The 16,163-nt window shown below is 70.7% G+C and carries 10 protein-coding genes; 6 read left to right on the forward strand and 4 right to left on the reverse strand.

Annotation, left to right across the window (positions count from 1 at the left end; translation table 11 throughout):
- The first annotated feature begins 228 nt into the window (after positions 1-228).
- Complete coding sequence (locus ACIBK3_RS36405) at positions 229-1,116, forward strand: cellulose-binding protein (RefSeq protein ID WP_399371972.1); 888 nt, start codon at positions 229-231, stop codon at positions 1,114-1,116.
- 129 nt (positions 1,117-1,245) lie between these two features.
- On the opposite strand, the gene ACIBK3_RS36410 is transcribed toward ACIBK3_RS36405, so the two are convergent.
- A complete protein-coding gene (locus ACIBK3_RS36410) occupies positions 1,246-1,761 on the reverse strand; it encodes a GNAT family N-acetyltransferase (protein ID WP_399371973.1) in 516 nt (171 codons plus the stop codon).
- Positions 1,762-1,935: 174 nt separating this feature from the next.
- Between ACIBK3_RS36410 and ACIBK3_RS36415 the strand changes: the two genes are divergently transcribed.
- Positions 1,936-3,114, forward strand: a complete 1,179-nt coding sequence (locus tag ACIBK3_RS36415) for an alpha/beta hydrolase family protein (RefSeq protein WP_399371974.1) — start codon at positions 1,936-1,938, stop codon at positions 3,112-3,114.
- Positions 3,115-3,338: 224 nt separating this feature from the next.
- Here the strand turns inward: ACIBK3_RS36415 and tnpA are convergent, their stop codons facing one another.
- The gene (tnpA, locus tag ACIBK3_RS36420) at positions 3,339-3,767 is read right to left on the reverse strand and encodes an IS200/IS605 family transposase (RefSeq protein ID WP_399371975.1); all 429 of its coding nucleotides are present in this window, start codon (positions 3,765-3,767) and stop codon (positions 3,339-3,341) included.
- Positions 3,768-3,790: 23 nt separating this feature from the next.
- Here tnpA and ACIBK3_RS36425 point away from each other — a divergent pair, with 23 nt between their 5' ends.
- A complete protein-coding gene (locus ACIBK3_RS36425) occupies positions 3,791-4,948 on the forward strand; it encodes an RNA-guided endonuclease InsQ/TnpB family protein (RefSeq protein WP_399371977.1) in 1,158 nt (385 codons plus the stop codon).
- Between the two features lie 76 nt (positions 4,949-5,024).
- Here the strand turns inward: ACIBK3_RS36425 and ACIBK3_RS36430 are convergent, their stop codons facing one another.
- Complete coding sequence (locus tag ACIBK3_RS36430) at positions 5,025-6,524, reverse strand: MFS transporter (RefSeq protein WP_399371979.1); 1,500 nt, start codon at positions 6,522-6,524, stop codon at positions 5,025-5,027.
- A gap of 512 nt (positions 6,525-7,036) precedes the next feature.
- Here ACIBK3_RS36430 and ACIBK3_RS36435 point away from each other — a divergent pair.
- Together ACIBK3_RS36435 and ACIBK3_RS36440 are read left to right on the forward strand one after the other, a co-directional pair.
- Entirely contained in the window at positions 7,037-7,825 is a 789-nt protein-coding gene (locus ACIBK3_RS36435) for an ABC transporter ATP-binding protein (RefSeq protein WP_399371980.1), read from the forward strand.
- Positions 7,822-10,386 carry an ABC transporter permease gene (locus ACIBK3_RS36440; protein WP_399371981.1) on the forward strand — a complete coding sequence of 855 codons (2,565 nt, stop codon included), beginning with the start codon at positions 7,822-7,824 and terminating at the stop codon, positions 10,384-10,386. Before ACIBK3_RS36435 ends, ACIBK3_RS36440 begins: the two co-directional genes overlap by 4 nt.
- Positions 10,387-10,543: 157 nt before the next feature.
- On the opposite strand, the gene ACIBK3_RS36445 is transcribed toward ACIBK3_RS36440, so the two are convergent.
- The gene (locus tag ACIBK3_RS36445; RefSeq protein WP_399371983.1) at positions 10,544-12,013 is read right to left on the reverse strand and encodes a DUF2079 domain-containing protein; all 1,470 of its coding nucleotides are present in this window, start codon (positions 12,011-12,013) and stop codon (positions 10,544-10,546) included.
- A 435-nt stretch (positions 12,014-12,448) separates the two neighbouring features.
- Between ACIBK3_RS36445 and mfd the strand changes: the two genes are divergently transcribed.
- Complete coding sequence (gene mfd / locus ACIBK3_RS36450) at positions 12,449-15,979, forward strand: transcription-repair coupling factor (RefSeq protein ID WP_399371984.1); 3,531 nt, start codon at positions 12,449-12,451, stop codon at positions 15,977-15,979.
- The last annotated feature ends 184 nt before the right edge of the window (positions 15,980-16,163 follow it).

The raw sequence follows: 16,163 nt of genomic DNA on the forward strand, positions 1-16,163 counted from the left end.
CGATCGGGTCCGGCCCTTTCCCTGTGCCATCCGGCCCTTTCCGTATGCGGACAGGCCGTTTCCGTACAGGTTCGGCGCTTTGCGTGTGCTTGCGCTCTGCCCTCTTCGCTTGCGGGACGCGGCCGTAACCCACACCCGGAGTGTCGGGTTATGAGCACTTACGCCCGATACATCAAGATGTGCGCGAAATCATCATGTCGCATCCGTTCGGCGGAGAGGGACTCGAGGATGAGCAGCGCATCGGTGTCGCCACATGGGTTCGTGGCCGTACGAGGGCGCGGCTACCGTCCAGAACAGGTCGACGCGTACGCCCGTGCCCTCTCCCGGGACCGGGACGCGGCCTGGGAGCGTGCCGCCCGGCTGACCGTGCTGGCCAAGGAGATGGAGGCGGAGGCGGCCCGGATGCGGGAGGCCGTGGCGGCGCTCGCCCCGCAGACCTACGAGGCCCTCGGGGAGGGGGCGCGGCGGCTGTTCGAACTCGGGCAGGAGGAGGCGCGGGCTGTGCGGGAAGGCGCGCGGCAGGAGGCGCAGCGCCTTCTGGAGGAGGCGCGGGCGCACGCGGACGGCGTGCGCGAGGCCGCACAGGCGGACGCCGACGCCGTACGCGCCGAGGCCGAGGAAAGCGCCCGGCAGCGACTGCTCGCGGCGCGCGCCGAGGCCGACGAGATCCGCATCGGCGCCCGGCGCGAGGTGAAGGAGGGGCGCGGGGAGGCGCTCACCCCGTTGCGCGAGGTACGTCAGCGCACCACCGGGATGCTCGCCGACCAGGCTGAGGAGCACGCCGAACGGTGGGCCCGGGCGGAGCAGGAGGCGGAGGAGAAGGCGGCCGCGCTGGACGCGCACCACGCGGAGCGGGTGGCCCGGGCCGAGGCCGCGCTGTCCGAGGCGAAGCAGGCGTTCGTCGACGCGGAGGCCGGGTCGCGGCGGTTGCAGGAGGAGGCGCGAACACGGGCGACCGAGGTGATCGCGCAGGCCCGGGTCGAGGAGGAGCGGATCGCCCGGGAGACGGAGCGGGTGCTGCGCGAGCACGGGGAACGGTGGGACGACGTACGGGCCCAGCTGGACCAGGTACGCAGCAGCCTGACGGCCCTTACGGGGAGGGCCGCGATGGAGTGAGGGGCGGGCTGGGCCGAGGGGCGCGATGGAGCGTAAGCAGCGCACCAGCACAGCAGCGCACCAGCGCACCGAGCCGGCTGAGGCCAGACCCCTCGACACCACCAGCTCGTCCCTCCGGATGTTGGCCGGTCAGTCCCCGGGTTCTCCGGGCGTCCCGAGCTCTCCGAGCCCCGCGCGCCGGTAGCGGACGCCCGGGCGGCCGTCGAGGGTGAGGGTCCCGGTCGTGGTGAAGCCGTTGCGGTCCAGGACGGTCCTGGACGCCCGGTTGTCGAGGGTGGTCTTCGCGGCCAGCGCGACCAGGCCGTACGTCGTCCCGGCCAGCCGGCACATCTGCCGTACCGCCGCCGTCGCCAGGCCCCGTCCGGCCGCGGACTCGCCGATGCGGTACCCGAGTTCGGCGGAGCCCTGCGCGACGTCCACCAGGTTGATGCGGCCGATCAGCTCGCCCTCCTCATTGAGGATGACGTGGAAGTGGCACACACCTGCGTCCTGTTCGGCGAGGAGTGCCTGGTGGCGGACGGCGAACTCGGCGAAGTACGCGTCCCCGCGGTCCGGGATGGAGCGTGCGAAATAGACGCGGTTGGCCTGTTCGAAGGCGAGCAGCGCGTCCGCGTGATCGGCCCGCAGGCGCTCGAGGATCGGCATGGGGTCAGGGTACGTACGGTACGCACCCGAGCGCAGTGGAGCTGCGCCTCAAAGTGCCTTTGGTAAGGGTCCCCTAGTCCTACGGGACCCCCCAGTTGTGCGACTCCGGGTGGACGTCAGGCCGCCGTCTCGCGGCCTACCGTCCTCGGCATGAAGAGATCACGCCGCTTAGCCATGGCCGCGTCCGCCGTCCTCGCGTGCACCTTGACCCTGCCGATCGCGAGCACGTCCGTCGCCGCCGCCTCCGCCGTGCCTTTGTCCGCGTCGCCGGTGGCCTCCGGGGCGGCGCCGGCCTCCGGGCCCGCCCCGGTCTCCGCGTCCGCCGCACTCCCGCGCCCCACCGGCCCGCACGCCGTCGGCCGTGACACGCTCCACCTCGTCGACACCGGCCGCCGGGATCCCTGGGTTCCCTCCGCCGGCCCGCGGCAGCTGATGGTGTCGATGTACTACCCGGCCCGCCCGGGAACGGGCGCCGCGAGGGCCCCGTACATGACCACCGAGGAGGCCCGTCTGCTGCTGCGGCTGCGGGCCCCTGAGGCCACCGTCGAGCCCGAGGTGATCAGCGGGGTCCGCACCTGGTCGCACACCGGCGCGCGTCCACTGCACGGCCGTTACCCGCTCCTGGTGCTCTCGCCCGGGTTCACCTTCCCGCGCGCCACGCTCACCGGCCTCGCCGAAGACCTGGCCGGCCGGGGGTACGTCGTCGCGCTGGTCGACCACCCGTACGAGAACGCGGGAACGACCCTCCCCGACGGCACGACCCTGCCGTGCGCCATCTGTGACGAGCTCCCTGAGGGCGGCCCCGCGACCGTCGCCGCGAGCCGGGCCGTGGACCTCTCCTTCGTGCTCGACCGGCTGACGGGACGTCATCCGGCCTGGCGGTACGCCCGGATGATCGACCCCCGGCGGATCGGCATGGGCGGGCACTCCATCGGAGGTGCCGCCACCGCCGCGACCATGGCCGCCGACGCGCGCGTGAGGGCCGGGATGAACATGGACGGCACCTTCTTCGCCCCCGTCCCCGACAGCGGACTGGGCGGTCGCCCCTTCCTGATGCTCGGTGCCACGGAGCGGACCGGCGACGCGACCTGGGACCGGACCTGGGCCCGACTGGACGGCTGGAAGCGCTGGCTGACGGTCGCCGGAGCGGACCACGGCTCCTTCACCGACGTACCCCTGCTCGCGGAGCTGGCCGGCATTCCCGACTCCGCACCGCTCCCCTTCGAGCGCGGAGAGGCTCTCACGCGCGCGTACGTCGCCGCTTTCTTCGACCAGCACCTGAAGGGGCTCGCCCGGCCGCAGCTGGACGGCCCGTCACCGGCCACCCCCGAGGTCTCCGTACGGCTGCCCTGAGGGCGGCACTCCATGGCGGCACTCCAGGGGTTGGCTCCTTGAGCGAGCGCCTTGAGCGGGCACCTTGAGCGAGCACCTTGAGGAGGCTCCCTTGAGCGAGCACCCGGAGGCCCCTTGCGGGCTTCAGCATGATCTAGCGCGGAACCCCGGGCGTTTACGCCCGGGAGGAAGCGCTTCTTAGCACTGTTCTGACCCGGACGGGTGCATGGTCTGCACTGTTGACCTCAGCTGGGTCGTTTCTGGTTCTCGATGTACTCCTTGATGACGGTGAGCGGGGCGCCCCCGCAGGAGGCGGCGAAGTAGGACGGGGACCAGAAGTGTTCGCCCCACAGGTACTTGCGGATGTGGCCGGGGAACTCCTGGCGGAGCCTGCGGGCGGATACGCCCTTGAGGGAGCCTACGAGCCGGGAGATGGCGACCTTGGGCGGGTAATGCACGAGCAGGTGGACGTGATCGCGTTCGCCGTTGAACTCCCGCAGCTCTGTGCCGAAGTCGGCGCACACCTCGCGCATGACCTCTTCGCAGCGCTGGAGGATCTCGTCGGTGAACGGTCCGCGCCGGTACTTGGGGGTGAAGACCAAGTGCGCGTGCAGGGTGTAAACAACGCTACGACCCCTGCGGATATCGGGGTTTGGCTCCCAGCGTGGTGACATAGAGCAATGCTACGATCACGCCTGTGAAGATCGTGACGCAGGTCAAGCTCGTGCCGGACGCCGTGCAGGCACCCGCGCTTGAGCGCACCCTGCGCATGGTCAACGACGCCGCCAACTGGGTTTCACAGGCCGCGTTCGAGCACGGCGTGCCGCGTGAGTACGAGCTGCGCAAGCACACCTACGCCGAACTGAAAGCCCGTGGGCTGGGAGCGCAGGCCGCGCAACACGTCATCAAGAAGGTGCGCGACTCGTACACCACGCTCAAGGCCAACATCCGTGCCGGGAATCTCGGCAAGGAAGGCTCCAAGCGACGCCGCAAGGCTGAGTCCAAGCCGATCACGTTCCGGCCCCAGGCCGCGCAGCCGTATGACGACCGGTGCCTGAGCTGGCAGTACGACCAGCGGACCGTGTCCATCTGGACCGTGGACGGCCGGGTCAAGAACGTGCCGTTCGTGTGCTCCCCGGACGCGCTCAAGATGCTCCAGGCACACCGCCAGGGTGAATCCGACCTGATCGAGCGCGACGGCGTGTTCTACCTCGTCGCCACTTGCGACGTGCCCGAGGCGGAGACGTACGAGCCGGACGGCTTCATCGGCGTAGACCTCGGAATCGAGAACATCGCCACCGCCTCCACCGGCTACCTCGCCGCCGGGCGGGGGCTCAACCGGTACCGCAAACGACAGCTTGCCCTGCGTGCCAAGCTCCAGAAGAAGCGCACCAAGAGCGCCAAGCGGCGGCTCAAGGCCCGTGCCCGCAAAGAGGCGCGGCACGCCGCCAACCAGAACCACATCATCTCCAAGACGATCGTGACCGAGGCTGAACGCACCGGGCGCGGCCTGTCCCTCGAAGAACTCAAGGGCATCCGCACCCGGGTCCGGCTCCGCAAGCCCCAACGGGTCGCACTCCACTCCTGGGCGTTCGCCCAGCTCGGAGACTTCATCGTCTACAAGGCCAAGCGGGCCGGTGTGCCGCTGGTCTTCGTTGATCCCGCGTACACGTCGCAGACGTGTGCCGAATGCGGGCATGTCGACAAGCGAAACCGTGTCGACCAGGGGCTTTTCATCTGCCGGGGGTGCGGGGTCGTTGCCCACGCCGACCGGAACGCTTCCCACAACATCGCCACCCGTGGCGAGAGAGTGTGGAATGCGGGGCGTGAGTCACGCGTCCCTGCCGCCCCATAACGGGGTGGCTGGACGGAGGAGTCCACCCCAGCAGCCAGTTGGGCACTACCTCCAAGCCCGGTCCTTCAGGGCCGGGTCAAGTTGACTCCTTGAGCACCGGAAATCTGCGCGGCGCCAGGAACAGCAGCACCAGAAACGCCACCGCCGCCGCGCAGGCCGCGCCCAGGTAGACGGCGTGCACCGCGTCCGCGATGGCCCGGCGGGTCGCCTCGGGCGCGGTGCCCGCGTCCAGAGCGCGCGTCACCGAGTCCAGGTCGCTCGCGCCGCCGAGCCGTGAGGCCAGCACACCGTTGGCGATCGCGCCGAAGACCGCCGCGCCGATCGTCTGCCCGGTCTGCCGGCAGAACAGCACGGACGCGGTGGTGGTACCGCGTTCCGCCCAGTCGACGGTCGACTGGACGCCGACGAGCAGCGGGAGCTGGAAGAGGCCGAGTGCGGCGCCGAGCAGCAGCATCAGCAGGGTCGGCTGCCAGGCCTCGCCGGGATACGGCAGGAAGGGGAACGCGAACAGGATCAGCGTCGCCGTGCCGATGCCCAGCATGGCCGTGTTGCGGAAGCCGATGCGCCGGTACACGTGCTGGCTGAGGGCGGCCGAGACCGGCCAGCTCAGCGTCCACACGGACAGCACGAATCCGGCGGCCACCGGTGCCAGGCCCAGCACGGACTGCGCGTACGTCGGCAGGAACACGCTCGGCGCCACCATCAGCAGGCCGAGCGCGCCGAGGGCGAGGTTGACGGCGGCGATCGGCCGCCGTCGCCACACCCATCCGGGGATGATCGGCTCGGCGGCCCGGCGTTCGACGACGACGACGAGTCCGGCCAGTGCGAGTCCCGTGGCGAACAGGGCGAGCGAGGGTCCGGACAGCCAGGGCCACGCGACCCCGCCCTGCACCAGGGCCGTCAGCAGGACCCCGCCGCACGCGAACACGGTCAGAGCGCCGGCCCAGTCGACCCGCGCGCGGGTGGGCGCCTCCCGTTCCGGCTCGTGCAGGTACCGCACGATCAGCCACAGCGCGAGCGCCCCGATCGGCAGGTTGACGAGGAAGATCCAGCGCCAGTCCGCGTACGTCGCCAGGACCCCGCCCACGCCGGGTCCGGCGACCGCGGACACCGCCCACACCGTGGAGAGCTTGGACTGGATCTTCGGGCGGTCCTTGAGGGGGTACAGGTCGGCGGCGAGGGTCTGCACGGTGCCCTGGAGGGCGCCGCCGCCCAGGCCCTGCACGATCCGGAACGCGATCAGCGCGCCCATGTTCCAGGCCAGCGCGCACAGCAGGGAGCCGAGCAGGAAGAGGGCCGCGCCCGCGACCAGCACCGGCTTGCGGCCGAAGGTGTCGGACAGCTTGCCGTAGACGGGCAGGGTGACCGTCACCGCGAGCAGATAGCCGGAGAACAGCCAGGAGAAGACGGAGAAGCCGCCGAGGTCGCCGACGATCTGCGGGACGGCCGTGGAGACGATGGTGGAGTCGATGGCGGACAGCGCCATCGCGAGCATCAGGGCCGCGACGACGGCACCGCGCCGGTCGGCCGCGGTGCCCTGCGCGGCCTGGCGGATCGCCGGTCTGGTGTCGTCCACGCGGATTCCTTCCCCATGCATCTATCTGCCGCGGGACAGCTTCCCACCCGCCCGTCGATCGCGGGAGTGCCTGTCCACGTAGCGGGAGTGCGAGTCCGTGGAGCGGAAGTGCTTGACCCTCACGCCGCGGCAGGGTGGAGCCTGGGTGGGCCGGAGGGTGGAGCGGACCCCGAGAACCGCTCCACCCGGCGGTGGACGACCCCTAGGGGTACCTCCGTACTACGGCTGGGGGAGGGTTCGTACCGCCGGAGGACGAGAAGGGCCCGGGGTCGTCCTTAACCTGGCTTTACGCCGCTGGGGAGCGGCTCGGGAAGGGGCGGGGGGACGGCTCGGGAGGGGCCGGGGGCGGTTGACCGCACTGACGGGGGTGGGGTTTTCCTCAGCAAAAGACTGCGCTGAGCACCAGCGCGCCGCACCCCCTCCGGGCACCAGACTCATCGACGTAACCACTGCGTCCCACGCTTCATCCGCACTTCGCACGCTTCATCCATGACCGACTTAGGAGACATACCGTGACATCGGCTGTAACCATTCCCAGGCACGGGGGCACTGGAGGGCGTACGGCCGTTGCCGCGCGGGCGCGGCAGGTCGTCAAGGCGTACGGGTCCGGCGAGACCCGCGTCGTCGCCCTCGACCACGTCGACGTGGACATCGCCCGCGGCCAGTTCACCGCGATCATGGGCCCCTCGGGGTCGGGCAAGTCCACGCTGATGCACTGCCTCGCCGGTCTCGACACGGTGACGTCCGGACAGATCTACCTGGACGACACCGAGATCACCGGCCTCAAGGACAAGAAGCTCACGCAGCTGCGCCGGGACCGGATCGGGTTCATCTTCCAGGCGTTCAACCTGCTGCCGACGCTGAACGCGCTGGAGAACATCACCCTGCCCATGGACATCGCGGGCCGCAAGCCCGACAAGGCGTGGCTCGGACGGGTCGTCGACACCGTCGGCCTCTCCGACCGCCTCAAGCACCGGCCCACCCAGCTCTCCGGAGGCCAGCAGCAGCGGGTCGCGGTGGCGCGGGCCCTGGCCGCCCGGCCCGAGATCATCTTCGGTGACGAGCCGACCGGAAACCTCGACTCGCGTGCCGGCGCGGAGGTGTTGGGCTTCCTGCGCCGCTCGGTCGACGAGCTCGGCCAGACCATCGTGATGGTCACCCACGACCCGGTGGCCGCGTCGTACGCGGACCGGGTGCTGTATCTCGCGGACGGCCGGATCGTCGACGAGATGTACAAGCCGACCGCGGACGCCGTCCTGGACCGCATGAAGGACTTCGACGCCCGGGGGCGTACGTCATGACCGTCCTGAAGACCTCGATGCGCAACTTCTTCGCGCACAAGGGACGCATGGCCCTGTCGGCCGTGGCGGTCCTGCTGTCGGTGGCCTTCGTCTGCGGCACGCTCGTCTTCACCGACACGATGAACACGACGTTCGACAAGCTCTTCGCCACCACCGCGTCCGACGTCACGGTCTCCCCGAAGGAGGCCAAGAGCGACGACACCCCGCAGAACGGCAGGCCCGAGTCGCTGCCGGCGGCCACGCTGGCGCGGGTGGCCAAGGCCCAGGGCGTCAAGTCCGCCGAGGGCGCGGTCGCTTCGTCCGCGGTGACCGTCGTCGACAGCGACAACGAGAACATGGGCTCCAGCAACGGCGCCCCCACCATCGCGGGCAACTGGACGAAGAACGACGCCCGTTCGATGGAGATCACCTCGGGACACGCCCCGCGCGGACCGACCGAGCTGATGGTCGACGCCGACACCGCCGACAAGCACCACCTCAAGCTCGGTGACGAACTGCGCACGATCTCCGTCGCCGGCGACTTCACGGCACGGATCGTCGGCATCGCCACCTTCAAGGTGACCAACCCCGGCGCCGCGATCGTCTTCTTCGACACCGCCACCGCCCAGCGCGAACTCCTCGGCGCCACGGGCCGTTTCAGCCAGATCTACGTCGACGCCGCCTCCGGTGTCAGCGACACCCAGCTCAAGCAGAACGTCTCCCAGGCCCTGGACGGCACGTACAAGCTTCAGACGGCCAAGGAGAACGCCGACGAGAACCGCAAGAACGTCGGTGAGTTCATGGACGTCATCAAGTACGCCATGCTCGGCTTCGCCGGGATCGCGTTCCTGGTCGGCATCTTCCTGATCATCAACACGTTCTCCATGCTGGTCGCCCAGCGCACCCGGGAGATCGGCCTGATGCGGGCCATCGGCTCCTCCCGCAAGCAGGTCAACCGCTCGGTGCTGGTCGAGGCCCTGCTGCTCGGCGTCGTCGGCTCGATCCTGGGTGTGGCCGCCGGCGTGGGCATCGCGATCGGCCTGATGAAGCTGATGTCGGCGGCCGGTATGAACCTCACCACCGCCGATCTGACCGTGAAGGCGACCACTCCGATCGCCGGTGTGGTCCTGGGCATCGTGGTCACCGTCCTCGCCGCCTACCTGCCGGCCCGCCGCGCCGGCAAGATCTCCCCGATGGCAGCGCTGCGCGACGCCGGCACACCGGCCGACGGCAGGGCGGGCATGGTGCGCGCCCTGATCGGACTCGTACTGACCGGAGCGGGCGGATTCGCCCTGTTCCTGGCCGCCGACGCCGACAAGGCGAGTGACGGCGCGCTCGTGCTGGGCGGCGGTGTGGTGCTGTCCCTGATCGGCTTCGTCGTCATCGGCCCGCTGCTGACCGGCGGGGTCGTGCGGGTGATCAGCGCCGTGCTGCTGCGGCCCTTCGGTTCGGTGGGCCGCATGGCCGAGCGCAACGCCCTGCGCAACCCGCGCCGCACCGGCGCCACCGGCGCGGCCCTGATGATCGGCCTGGCCCTGGTGGCCTGTCTGTCGGTGGTCGGTTCCTCGATGGTCGCCTCCGCCACCAGCGAGCTGGACAAGTCGGTCGGCGCGGACTTCATCGTGCAGGGCAACCAGCGGATCGTCCCGCAGGCCGAGAAGGCCATGCAGAACAGCCCGGGCCTGGCCCACGTCACCCGCTACAAGGAAGTCGAGGCCACACTCACCGCGCCCGACGGCACCACCGACGCCTCCCAGGTGACGGCCGCCGACCCGACCTACGCCCAGGACCTGCGCCGCCCCACCACGGCCGGCGACCTCTCCGCCGCGTACGGCACGAACGCGATGTCGGTCGGCTCCGACTACGCCAAGGAGCACGGCGTGCGCGTCGGCGACACCCTCACCGTCGCCTTCAAGGCCGGCAGGACGGCGAAGCTCAAGGTCGCGGCCATCACGGACGACGACGTCGTCATCGACCAGGGCGCGCGCTACCTCAGCATCGAGACGATGAGCAAGTACCTCCCGGCCGACCAGATCCCGCCCAACTCGGTCATGTTCGCCGAGGCCAAGAAGGGCCAGGAGGAACAGGCGTACGCGGCCCTGAAGAAGACGCTGCACGGCTACCCGCAGTACCAGGTCCGCGACCAGACCGACTACAAGCAGGAACTGAAGGATCAGATAGGCCAGCTCCTGAACATGGTGTACGGCCTGCTCGCCCTGGCGATCATCGTGGCGGTCCTTGGTGTGGTGAACACCCTGGCGCTGTCGGTGGTCGAGCGGACGAGGGAGATCGGCCTGATGCGGGCCATCGGCCTCTCCCGCCGCCAACTGCGCCGCATGATCCGTATGGAGTCGGTGGTGATCGCCCTCTTCGGCGCCCTGCTGGGCCTCGGACTGGGCATGGGCTGGGGCGCGACGGCCCAGAAGCTCCTCGCCCTCGAAGGCCTGAACGTCCTGGAGATCCCCTGGCCGACCATCATCGGCGTGTTCATCGGCTCCGCGTTCGTGGGCCTGTTCGCCGCGCTGGTCCCGGCGTTCCGGGCGGGCCGTATGAACGTACTCAACGCCATCGCGACCGAATAGCCGCCCGCACAGGGCGGGCGGACCGCTCAGCCATCCCGGACGGGGGAACGGGGGAACGGGGGAAGGGGAACGGGGGAACGGGGAACGTCGGGCCCGGCGCCGGAGGCAACAGCTTCCCGGCACCGGGCCCGACGACGTGGTCGTCACCCGGGGACGCTCACGGTCGGACGGTCTGCCGTGGGATCTCCCGCCTCATCAGGATGAAGCCGGAGGTCGCGTCCTCGATGGTGTACGTGGCGCGCGGGTGCAGCTGCCGGGCGTACGCCCCGACGTTTTCCAGCCACTTCCGGCGGTTGTCCACGGCGATGAAGTCCGGGGACAGCCCGTGGGTGTTGCCGAGCCAGAACACCCGGCAGCGTGCGGTGAGCCGGCTGATCGGAGCGATGTTGGCCTCCACGCTCGCCCCGTCCGGAATCCCCGCCAGCATCCGCTCGACGGCCCGCACGTCGGCCGGCGTGCGATAGGCGTCCGCCTCGGTCAGCCCGGCCAGCGGCAGTGAGGTCGTCAGCGCCAGGGAGGCCGAGACGACGGCGGTGGGCAGATGGCGGGCGTACGACCGAAGCCGCGGCCGCGGGCTCATCCGTACGGCGGTCAGGCCGTCGGCGAGCGCGAGCGTGACGACCGGCATGAGGACCGCGCTGTAGTGCCAGTCCGTGCCCCAGTAGTGCGAGTCGGAGGAGACGAACCGCCAGCCGAGCGTCGGCAGGGCGACCAGGAGGAGCGGGGACCGCAGGGCGAGCAGTCCGCTGGTGGGGATCAGCAGCCAGGCGAGGGTACGGAGTTTCGTGTCCAACCCGTCGAAGGGGCTGCCGCCCGAGCCACCGACCTTGTCCCAGTAGTCGTAGCCGCCCGTGGTGTTGAAGGCCGGGATGACCAGGGTCAGCGTGACGATCGTGGCGGCCACGCCGAAGGCCGCGACGGCGAGCGCGCCGGCCGCGGTCCGCGGCGAGGAGGGCCGCGCGCGGAGCGCGATCACCACCGCGATCGCGGCCAGCGTCAGCCCCATGTCCTCCTTCACCAGGACGAGCGGAAGGGCCCAGCACAGGGCGCGACGCCAGCGCTGGGCGAGCGCCGCTTCGAGGGCGTAGGCGATCATCGGGACCGCGAAGCAGATCTCGTGGAAGTCGAAGTCGACGGCCTTCTGGATACCCCAGGACAGCCCGTACGCCAGCCCGAGCGCGAGCCCCCGCCGCCGTCCGAGCAGTGCGGCGGCGGCCCGCGTCACCGGCACCGCGGACACCGCGAACAACGCGGCCTGCGCCACGAGAAGGGTCAGGGGAGAGGGGAAGACCCGGTACACCGGCGCGAGCAGCGCCGTCACCGGGCTGAAGTGGTCCCCGAGGATGTTGAACCCCGGCCCCTTCAGATCCGCGACCGGCACCCGCAGATGCGCGTACGCCCGCACCGCCTGCTCGAAGATCCCCAGGTCCCAGGACCTGTTGGCCATGTGCCGGTACCGCACGAGGGACACACCCGCATAGGCGAGAAGAAGCACCCCGGCCAGCACCCAGGGATCCCACCGCCCGGGCGGGAAACGCCGGTCACGCGGCGGCCCCGTGACCGGCCCCGGTATGAGGGGCTGTGGGGACGTCGACGCAAGCGCGGCAGCGGGCATGGCGGGCCTCATGGGTCGGGACGGGAGCGGGGCGGATGACGGGCTGTGTGGTGCGCCCGCCTCGCGGCGGGGTCTCGGAGCCGACGGCAACGGTCACAAGGGGACGGCCGCAGATTACTGGGCGTGCGCAGATTACTGGGCGCGCGGGAAGCCGGGGCGACCGGAGTGGCGGTGACGCCGATCCGCGGCACCGGCGAGTCCGGTGAAGCCGCGCGGACGGCCGGGCCGGCCGGCCTCGGCCCGCCCGGCGTCCGAGCACGGGCGCTCATCGCGCCGATGATTCCCGCACGGCCCGTCCGGACGTCGGCCCCGCCGCACTCCTCGGCGGCGGAGGTTGTCCACAGGCTCCGGCGTCCGCGACAGGGTCGTCGTACGCTGGAGACCCCCGGCCCCTCACCCGCGTCGGGCGATTCGCGTTGCCCACCCTCGGACGAAAGCCGCCCCAGAATGAGCCTGCACGGTCTGCTCGACGCCGTCGTCAAGGACACCGCCCTCGCGGAAGCGATCACGGCAGCCGCAGACGGCAACCGTATGCACGTCGACCTGGTCGGCCCCCCCGCGGCCCGTCCCTTCGCGGTCGCCGCCCTGGCCCGCGACTGTGGCCGCCCGGTCCTCGCGGTGACCGCGACCGGCCGCGAGGCGGAGGACCTTGCCGCGGCCCTGCGCTCGCTGCTGCCCCCGGAAGGCGTCGTCGAGTACCCGTCCTGGGAAACCCTCCCGCACGAGCGGCTCAGCCCCCGCAGCGACACCGTCGGCCGCCGCCTCGCCGTCCTGCGCCGCCTGGCCCACCCCCGCCCGGACGACCCCGAGACCGGCCCGGTCTCCGTCGTCGTGGCCCCCGTACGCTCTGTACTCCAGCCGCAGGTCAAAGGCCTCGGCGACCTGGAACCGGTGGCGCTGAGGACGGGCCGGACCGCGGACCTCAACGAGGTCGTCGACGCCCTCGCCGCCGCCGCGTACGCGCGCGTGGAGCTCGTCGAGAAGCGCGGCGAGTTCGCCGTACGCGGTGGCATCCTCGACGTCTTCCCGCCCACCGAGGAACACCCCCTGCGCGTCGAGTTCTGGGGCGACGACGTCGAGGAGATCCGCTATTTCAAGGTCGCCGACCAGCGCTCCCTGGAGGTCGCCGAACACGGCCTGTGGGCCCCGCCCTGCCGTGAACTCCTGTTGACGGAAGACGTCCGCACGCGTGCGCGTGCCCTCGCCGAGCAGCACCCCGAACTCGGCGAACTGCTCGGCAAGATCGCCGAGGGGATCGCCGTGGAAGGCATGGAGTCCCTGGCGCCCGTCCTCGTGGACGACATGGAGCTCCTGCTGGACGTCCTGCCCAAGGGCGCCATGGCCGTCGTCTGCGATCCCGAGCGGGTCCGCACACGCGCGGCGGACCTCGTGACGACCAGCCAGGAGTTCCTGCAGGCTTCGTGGGCGGCCACCGCCGGCGGCGGCGAGGCACCGATCGACGTCGGCGCGGCCTCCCTGTGGTCCATCGCGGACGTCCGGGACCGGGCCCGTGAGCTGGACATGATGTGGTGGTCGGTGTCGCCGTTCGCGGCGGACGAGGACCTTGACGCGGACACCCTGAAGCTGGGCATGCACGCCCCCGAGACCTACCGCGGGGACACCGCCAAGGCCCTCGCCGACACCAAGGGCTGGCTGGCCGACGGCTGGCGCACGGTGTTCGTGACCGAGGGCCACGGACCGGCGGCCCGCACGGTCGAGGTGCTCGGCGGCGAGGGCATCGCGGCCCGTCTGGACGCGGAGCTCGGCCAGATCGCGCCCTCCGTGGTGCATGTGGCGTGCGGCTCGATCGAGTACGGCTTCGTGGACCCGAAGCTGCGCCTCGCCGTCCTGACGGAGACCGACCTGACCGGCCAGAAGGCGGCCGGCAAGGACGGCGCACGCATGCCCGCGCGCCGCCGCAAGACCATCGACCCGCTGACCCTGGAGGCGGGCGACTACATCGTCCACGAGCAGCACGGCGTGGGCCGCTACATCGAGATGGTGCAGCGCACGGTGCAGGGCGCCACCCGCGAGTACCTGGTCGTCGAGTACGCCCCCGCCAAGCGCGGCCAGCCCGGCGACCGCCTCTACATCCCCACCGACCAGCTGGAACAGATCACCAAGTACGTCGGCGGCGAGTCGCCCACGCTGCACCGTCTGGGTGGCGCCGACTGGACGAAGACGAAGGCCCGCGCGAAGAAGGCCGTCAAGGAGATCGCGGCCGACCTGATCAAGCTGTACAGCGCGCGGATGGCGGCCCCCGGGCACGCCTTCGGCTCCGACACGCCCTGGCAGCGCGAGCTGGAGGACGCCTTCCCGTACGTGGAGACGCCCGACCAGCTGACCACGATCGCCGAGGTCAAGGACGACATGGAGAAGACGGTCCCGATGGACCGCCTGATCTGCGGCGACGTCGGCTACGGCAAGACGGAGATCGCGGTCCGGGCCGCCTTCAAGGCCGTCCAGGACGGCAAGCAGGTCGCCGTCCTGGTCCCGACGACGCTGCTGGTGCAGCAGCACTTCGGGACGTTCTCGGAGCGCTATTCGCAGTTCCCGGTGAACGTGAAGGCGCTCTCCCGCTTCCAGACCGACACCGAGGCGAAGGCGGTCCTGGAAGGCCTCAGGGAGGGCTCGGTGGACGTCGTCATCGGCACCCACCGGCTGTTCTCCTCGGAGACCAAGTTCAAGGACCTGGGCCTGGTCATCGTCGACGAGGAGCAGCGCTTCGGCGTCGAGCACAAGGAGCAGCTGAAGAAGCTGCGCGCGAACGTGGACGTACTGACCATGTCCGCGACCCCCATCCCGCGCACCCTGGAGATGGCGGTCACCGGCATCCGGGAGATGTCGACGATCACCACGCCCCCCGAGGAGCGCCACCCGGTGCTGACCTTCGTCGGCCCGTACGAGGAGAAGCAGATCGGCGCGGCCATCCGCCGTGAACTCCTGCGCGAGGGGCAGGTCTTCTACATCCACAACCGGGTGGAGTCGATCGACCGCGCGGCGGCCCGGCTGCGGGAGATCGTCCCCGAGGCGCGGATCGCCATCGCCCACGGCCAGATGACGGAGCAGGCCCTGGAGCAGGTGGTGGTCGACTTCTGGGAGAAGAAGTTCGACGTGCTCGTCTCGACCACGATCGTCGAGTCCGGCATCGACATCTCCAACGCGAACACCCTGATCGTGGAGCGCGGCGACAACTTCGGACTCTCCCAGCTGCACCAGCTGCGCGGCCGGGTGGGCCGAGGCCGCGAGCGGGGCTACGCGTACTTCCTGTACCCGCCGGAGAAGCCGCTGACGGAAACGGCTCACGAGCGCCTGGCGACCATCGCCCAGCACACGGAGATGGGCGCGGGCATGTACGTGGCGATGAAGGACCTGGAGATCCGCGGCGCCGGAAACCTCCTGGGCGGCGAACAGTCCGGCCACATCGCGGGCGTCGGCTTCGACCTGTACGTCCGCATGGTCGGCGAGGCCGTCGCGGACTACCGCGCCTCCCTGGAGGGCGGCGTGGAGGAGGAACCGCCTCTCGAGGTCAAGATCGAGCTCCCGGTCGACGCGCACGTCCCGCACGACTACGCCCCCGGCGAGCGCCTCCGCCTGCAGGCCTACCGTTCCATCGCCTCCGCCAACACGGAGGAGGACATCAAGGCGGTACGGGAGGAACTCGTCGACCGCTACGGCAAGTTGCCTGAGCCGGTGGAGAACCTGCTGCTGGTGGCCGGGCTGCGGATGCTCGCGCGTGCGTGCGGCGTCGGCGAGATCGTCCTCCAGGGCAACAACATCCGCCTTGCCCCGGTGGAGCTGCGGGAGTCCCAGGAACTGCGGCTCAAGCGGCTGTACCCGGGGACGGTCATCAAGCCGGCCGCGCACCAGGTGCTGGTCCCGCGCCCGAAGACGGCGAAGATCGGCGGGAAGCCACTGATCGGACGGGAACTGCTGGGATGGGCCGGGGAGTTCCTGGCGTCGATCCTGGGGTCGTAGGCCTGACTGCCGGGGGATCTCGGAGGATCTCGGGGGATCTCGGGATCGACCCCGCCTCGCCGGGGTAGCCGCCGACGATAAGACTGATAGGAGAAGTGCGCCCGTTTGTCGCCCATATGGTCTGGGCCTCTCGGCCGCTACCGTGAAAACCGGAGAGAACCGCCCGTGCCGGGGCGGAACCGGG

Origin of the sequence: Streptomyces sp. NPDC050287 (genome assembly GCF_044459385.1) — a bacterium.
Classification (GTDB): Bacteria; Actinomycetota; Actinomycetes; order Streptomycetales; family Streptomycetaceae; genus Streptomyces.

Coding starts and splice junctions, on each gene's coding strand:
- ACIBK3_RS36410 (WP_399371973.1), bottom strand. CDS start 1,761: ATGCCGATCCTCGAGCGCCTGCGGGCCGATCACGCGGACGCGCTGCTC.
- ACIBK3_RS36440 (WP_399371981.1), top strand. CDS start 7,822: ATGACCGTCCTGAAGACCTCGATGCGCAACTTCTTCGCGCACAAGGGA.
- mfd (WP_399371984.1), top strand. CDS start 12,449: ATGAGCCTGCACGGTCTGCTCGACGCCGTCGTCAAGGACACCGCCCTC.
- ACIBK3_RS36405 (WP_399371972.1), top strand. CDS start 229: ATGAGCAGCGCATCGGTGTCGCCACATGGGTTCGTGGCCGTACGAGGG.
- tnpA (WP_399371975.1), bottom strand. CDS start 3,767: ATGTCACCACGCTGGGAGCCAAACCCCGATATCCGCAGGGGTCGTAGC.
- ACIBK3_RS36415 (WP_399371974.1), top strand. CDS start 1,936: ATGGCCGCGTCCGCCGTCCTCGCGTGCACCTTGACCCTGCCGATCGCG.
- ACIBK3_RS36445 (WP_399371983.1), bottom strand. CDS start 12,013: ATGAGGCCCGCCATGCCCGCTGCCGCGCTTGCGTCGACGTCCCCACAG.